General features: G+C 44.6%; 5 protein-coding genes and 1 riboswitch. Of the genes, 3 read left to right on the top strand and 2 right to left on the bottom strand.

The annotated features are described in order from the left end of the window. Window positions 1-44: 44 nt before the first annotated feature. Entirely contained in the window at window positions 45-1,154 is a 1,110-nt protein-coding gene (gene trmA / locus D8S93_RS22385) for a tRNA (uridine(54)-C5)-methyltransferase TrmA (RefSeq protein ID WP_033907263.1), read from the bottom strand. 184 nt (window positions 1,155-1,338) lie between these two features. Then, a riboswitch (cobalamin riboswitch) is annotated at window positions 1,339-1,539 on the top strand. Between the two features lie 55 nt (window positions 1,540-1,594). Here trmA and btuB point away from each other — a divergent pair. Genes btuB through murI form a run of 3 tightly spaced genes read left to right on the top strand, consistent with a single transcriptional unit; the run spans window position 1,595 to window position 5,018 of the window. Then, entirely contained in the window at window positions 1,595-3,430 is a 1,836-nt protein-coding gene (gene btuB / locus D8S93_RS22390) for a TonB-dependent vitamin B12 receptor (protein ID WP_152815620.1), read from the top strand. A 60-nt stretch (window positions 3,431-3,490) separates the two neighbouring features. Next, on the top strand, window positions 3,491-4,174 hold the full coding sequence (locus D8S93_RS22395) for an ATPase (protein ID WP_104969913.1): 684 nt from the start codon (window positions 3,491-3,493) through the stop codon (window positions 4,172-4,174). A 40-nt stretch (window positions 4,175-4,214) separates the two neighbouring features. Beyond that, window positions 4,215-5,018: a glutamate racemase gene (gene murI, locus D8S93_RS22400; RefSeq protein ID WP_046874611.1), complete on the top strand. Its 804-nt coding sequence runs from the start codon at window positions 4,215-4,217 to the stop codon at window positions 5,016-5,018. Here murI and D8S93_RS22405 read toward each other — a convergent pair. Further along, window positions 4,981-5,436 carry an RNA-binding protein gene (locus D8S93_RS22405; RefSeq protein ID WP_031780357.1) on the bottom strand — a complete coding sequence of 152 codons (456 nt, stop codon included), beginning with the start codon at window positions 5,434-5,436 and terminating at the stop codon, window positions 4,981-4,983. The genes murI and D8S93_RS22405 overlap by 38 nt on opposite strands. Window positions 5,437-6,000 lie beyond the last annotated feature (564 nt).

Consider the following 6,000-nt stretch of genomic DNA (forward strand, 5'->3'; position numbering starts at 1 on the left):
AAGCGAGCCATTGAGCTCGCTTTTTTTGTATTTGACGCGGTGGGTTACGCTTTGCGTTCCAATAGCACGCCCGCTTCCATATGGTGGGTATAAGGGAATTGGTCAAACAGAGCAAAACGCGTCACGTTGTGTGTTTCGCATAGAATGTCCAAGTTCTCTTTTAGAGTCTCAGGGTTACAAGAGATGTACATGATGCGCTCGTAACCTTGCACCATTTTACAAGTATCGACATCCATCCCAGCACGTGGTGGGTCGACAAAAATCGTGTTGCAGTTGTAGCTCTTCAGATCCACACCTGCATCTTGTAGACGACGGAATTCACGTTTACCTTCGATCGCTTGAGTAAATTCCTCTGCTGATAGACGTAAGATTTGTACGTTATCAATCTTATTGGCGGCGATGTTGTACTGTGCAGATACAACCGATGGTTTGGCTAGCTCAGTTGCCAGGACGCGGTCGAAATTTTGTGCCAAGGCCAGCGAGAAGTTACCGTTACCACAGTAAAGTTCTAGTAGGTCACCAGTGCTTTCTTGGGTACAGTCGACCGCCCATTCCAACATCTTCTCTGCCACTTTACCGTTTGGCTGAGTGAAGCTGTTTTCAACTTGTTGGTAGATGTAGCTTTGACCATTTACGTCTAGCTTCTCGATCACGTAGTCGCGGTCTAGGACAATCTTCATCTTACGAGCACGACCAATGATGTTTAGGTTGAAGCCTTCATCATTCAAACGCTGCTTAAGGGCTTTCGCGTTCTCAATCCACTCTTCATCAAGTTGGCGATGGTAAAGCAGTGAAACCAGAATCTCACCGCTTAGCGTCGATAGGAAATCCACCTGGAACAGTTTACGACGTAGCGAGTCGTTGTCTTTCATCGCTTCAACCAATAGCGGCATCAGGTCGTTGATCAGACGGCTTGCTGCAGGAAATTGGTCAACACGGTATTTCTCACGAGTTTCTTGGTTGAACATGATGTAGTAAAGATCTTCGCCTTCATGCCAAACACGGAACTCAGCACGCATGCGGTAGTGCTGCTCTGGTGATTCAAACACTTCCAGTTCTGGCATGTTGTATGGCGCGAACATATCCGTGAGACGTTCGACTTTTTCAGCCAGTTGTTCTTGGTAGCGTTGTGGGTTTACATCAAGAGTAGCCATGATCTTACCTTTTATGGTGCATTCAATTTAAGAGCGCAGATTTTATTCAATCTCAATAGGATGTCCAGTTTTGTACTGGAATTGATTTAAAGATAGTGCGTACAGGCAGAGTAGAAAGCAAAATCAATCAAAACGTTACAACTTGTAAGGGCAATATTGGCTGGACAAATAATCAATAGCTGAATAATATTTGCCTCAAGTTGGTGTTATCTAGCAATCTAGATGGCTGAAATGGGAATCTGGTGTGAATCCAGAACTGACGCGCAGCGGTAAAAGAGAACGAACGCTCATCAGACACTGCATTAGTTTATGTGGGAAGTCGAGCAAGTAGGCGGTACACCCGTGCTCTTGAGTCCGAATACCTGCCAACAACTGAGCCACAGCACTGGACTGTCATGATGACAGGGCTCGGAAGGAATTACGCGATTTAGGACAATACAATGAGAAAATCCGCACTGGCGATCACTTTGGCATCGCTGCTTTCACCTGTCTCTTATCTACAGGCCCAAGAAACCTCCACTGACGAAACCATCGTTGTTACTGCAAACCGTTTTGAGCAAGCCGAAAGCCGTACGTTGGCAGATGTCGAAGTGGTTACTCGACAAGACATTGATCGCATTCAAGCGAAAACCCTACCAGATGTGTTGCGCCGTCTTACGGGGATTCAAGTTTCACAAAATGGTGGTCGTGGTCAGTTAGCGTCTTTATTTGTTCGTGGTACCAGTTCCGACCAAGTTCTAGTACTGGTTGATGGCGTACGTTTTGCGCGTGCAGCGAAGGGCGCTGTGGACTTTAACCAAATCCCACTTACTTACGTTCAACGGATTGAGTACGTGCGTGGTGCGCGTGCGTCACTTTATGGTTCAGAAGCGATTGGTGGCGTGATCAATATCATCACCATTGCGCGTGCTGACGAAGAAGGAACGAAGTTAAGCGCTGGTTTAGGTAGCTTAGATTACCAAGAATTGAGTGTGGCATCTGGCATTAAAGTCACAGAGAGCGGCCAACTGAATATCGCGCTTGGTAGTGAAAGTGATGATGGCTATAACGTTCGTCCTGTACCGGGAGTTAATGACGGCGATCGCCATGGCTTTGATACAAAGAATGGTCTGCTAGGTTACGTGCATAACTTCAATGACCAGTGGTCTGTATTTGGTAACCTACGTGCTTACGAAAATGTTTATCAATATGACAGCAGCTACGGCAGTCGCGGTTATTACGAAGCAGAAAAAGACGACCTTTCTGCCACTCTGGGCGGTAAGTATCAGTCTGGTAACGTGATGTCAGAACTACAAGTAACGGCACAGAAACAGAAGTCTTGGAACTATGAGCAAGCAAAAGGCAAACACTCAGGTACTGAAGATGAACTGGAACAGCAAAATGTCCAGTGGACCAACAGTTACTTGTTAAACAACAATACGACGTTTGCTGGTGGTATTGATTGGCGCAACGAATCTTACAAAGACAAGAGTGCGAATAAAACGTTTGATCGTACCAATGGCGCTCTGTTTGGTATGGCAACCACTAGTATTGATAAAGCAATGCTTGAGGGCAGTGCTCGCTTGGATGATAACGAAGAATACGGTAGTGAGTTCACTTACAGCTTAGCGGCTGGTTACCAGTTTGTGCCAGAGTTTGGGGTTAAAGCTTCTTTTGGTACTGCGTTTAAGGCTCCAAACCTATATCAACAGTATGACCCAACATACGGTGAGAAAGATCTGAAGCCGGAAGAGTCAGATGCTTGGGAGCTAGCATTCAGCGGTGATGTCCAAGGCGTTTTTTGGTCCGTTACGGGTTATGACTATAAAATCACGAATCTTATCGATTACCATCCAACCACATACAAATATTTGAATGTCGATGGTGAAACACATATCCAAGGTGTGGAGCTTGTTGCTGAGTTTGATACAGGGATTGTGCAGCACCAGTTGAGTGCGGATTACAAAGATGCTGAAGACGATAAAGGGCATCAGTTGCAGCGCCGCGCTAAAGAAATGTATAAGTGGAACGCTTTAGTGAGCTTCGATAAAGTGGACTGGTCGGTTAGCTATCAGTACGTCGGTAAGCGTCCAGATGTGGATTACAGCACTTGGCCTTCACAAGATATCACGCTTTCTTCTTACTCGTTGGTTGATACGGCTGTGACTTACTATCCGAGTGAGTCGACCTCTATTAGCGCTCGTATCGATAATCTATTTGATGAAGAGTATGAGATGGCAAAAGGTTACCCTGCTGCGGAGCGAGCGTACTATCTAAACGTTGGCTACGAATTCTAATCGTGAATGAACACAAACCGCCTTCGGGCGGTTTTTAATATTTTTGTGATGGAAAATCGAATGACGAAACCTAAGCAAGTGGTGATCAGTTGGTCCAGTGGCAAAGATTCGACATTAACGCTTGAGCGCCTTAACGAGAATCCAAATTATCAAGTTGTCGGTTTGTACACGACTTACGTAGGGAAAGAAGTCCCTTTCCAAGCAACTCCGCTTGAGGTTGTAAAAATGCAAGCCGACTTACTTGCGCTTCCGCTCATTACTATCGAACTGCCTGAAGTTTTTCCGAGTAACGACATTTATCAATCGACCATCGTTAATGCATTACAAAGTAGTGGTCTGAATATAGAAGCTGTCGCATTTGGCGATATGTTTTGCAATGGCATTGCCGAGTACCGACGCAGCTATATTGAACCTGCTGGCTGGGAGTGCGTCTTTCCGCTATTAGGGGAGAGCAGCGACAAACTAGCGATGGAAATCATAGAGCGTGGTATTCAAACGATGTTGATCACCATCGACGGAAGTGTTCTCCCTCCAGAGTGGTGTGGTCGCTGGTATGACAAAGTCCTAATAGAGTCATTACCAAGTCAAATTGATCCCTGTGGGGAAAATGGTGAATTTCACACACTGGTCACGTCTTCGCCGTCTTTTCAAGGGCATATCGAGCTAACGAAGCGAGATGTAGAATCTGGAGATAGATTCAGCCATCAAAGATACCATGCTAAAGCATTGCCAAAACAAATCTAAGCAGTATGATCGCAACGTTTCTGTTCTTTAGGTAAGGCTCGTGCGAGTAGCAAGTAAGAAAAAAGTCCTAGTTTTTGACTCCGGTGTTGGTGGTCTTTCTGTATTCCAAGAGATACATCGCCTATTGCCGCATCTTGACTACTTATACTTATTCGATAATCAGGCTTACCCTTATGGTGAACTCGATCAGGCGGTACTCATTTCACGAGTTAACCAACTGGTCTCTTCATTAGTCGAAGAACACCAAGTCGACATTGTTGTCATTGCTTGTAATACGGCAAGCACCATAGTGCTTCCTTCCTTACGTGAAAATCTATCGATTCCCGTTGTTGGTGTTGTCCCTGCGATTAAACCCGCATCGCTTTTGGCATCAAAAGGGGTAGGGCTGATCGCCACTCCGGCGACAGTAACACGCCAATATACTCACGAATTAATACGAGACTTTGCGCAAGGCAAACCAGTTGAGCTGTTGGGATCAACTCGCTTGGTGGATATGGCCGAAGAGAAGTTGCGAGGCAACAGCGTTTCTCTAGACGAACTGACAAAAATCCTGCTTCCGCTTCGCGATAAAGTAGACGTTGCGGTGCTCGGTTGTACTCACTTCCCTTTAATCAAAGAGGAAATTCATCAAGCTTTGGGTGGGGACGTTACTTTAATTGATTCGGGTGCAGCCATTGCACGTCGAGTAAAAGCATTACTATTAAGTGATGAAATTGAGGATACGGAAGAGGGAAGTAAGTCGATTTATGCCAGTGCAACTCCTTGGCAGGAAGATGCACTGAACATTTGTTTAAAGAAGCTAGGTTTTAATCCTGTTCTGGTTTACCACCATCCGGGTGTTTAGGATCGTTCGCAATTCTCACTTTTAGCGTTCTCTCCATATATTCCTTTTCATTCAGTTTAGCGATAGCTGGCTTGGCATCTGCCGCAGCCATCACGACAAAACCAAACCCTCTTCTTTTTCCAGTGCGCTTATCTTTCATTAAGCGTACTGCATAGACCTGTCCATATTCAGCAAACAAATCGCGAACGTGACTCTCATTGGCCTTATAAGGAAGGTTGCCGACATACAGAGTTTTAGTTGATGGATCCGAGTCTGTTGATTGAATAGAAGGTGTCTGGCTAGAAAATGAAAATAAAAAAGCAGTAGCGATAACACCAATGAGAAAACTCAAGGCTGGTGGGATGGTGACTTGAGAGAAGACGATTCCCCCAACGACGGCCAGCCCAGCACATAAAATCAGATTTTTTTTAGACGTCATTTTAATTACTACACATAGTGATAAAGAGATCGATTGTCCATTAACAGAATAGACACATGAATCTTACGTATATGGTTGGTGTTTTTCCAACCAATTGCTGTGATATGTCTCAAATGTGACGAAGAAATATGCAAATATCACGCTTTTGGCTAACTAATGACCTGTTGAAAGTTTTTTTGCAAAAAACGCTTGTACTAATTTATCAACTCCCTATACTGCGCATCCACCGACACGGAGTGAGACGAAAGTCACACAGCGAGTCGGAAGTGAGAGAAAAAGAAATTTGAAAAAAATGCTTGACTCTCTCACGGTGCGGAGTAAGATACGCACCCCTGACGACGAGCAACTAAGTTGCTGGATAAGTTAGAAAAGCTCTTTAAAAATATAAACCTATCAATCTGTGTGGGCACTCGTTGATGATAATCCAATTAGAAGCTTCGGCTTCAAATTAGGTTTCAATGAAACGAAGTGACCATTGAATCTTCGGATTCAGCACAGTCAATTCAAACATTACTTTTATGTAATGTTCAGTATTCATTGAGCCGAACAAAATCTTAAATTGAA

It is taken from the genome of Vibrio sp. VGrn 2, from assembly GCF_009361695.1.
GTDB classification, from domain to species: domain Bacteria; phylum Pseudomonadota; class Gammaproteobacteria; order Enterobacterales; family Vibrionaceae; genus Vibrio; species Vibrio diabolicus.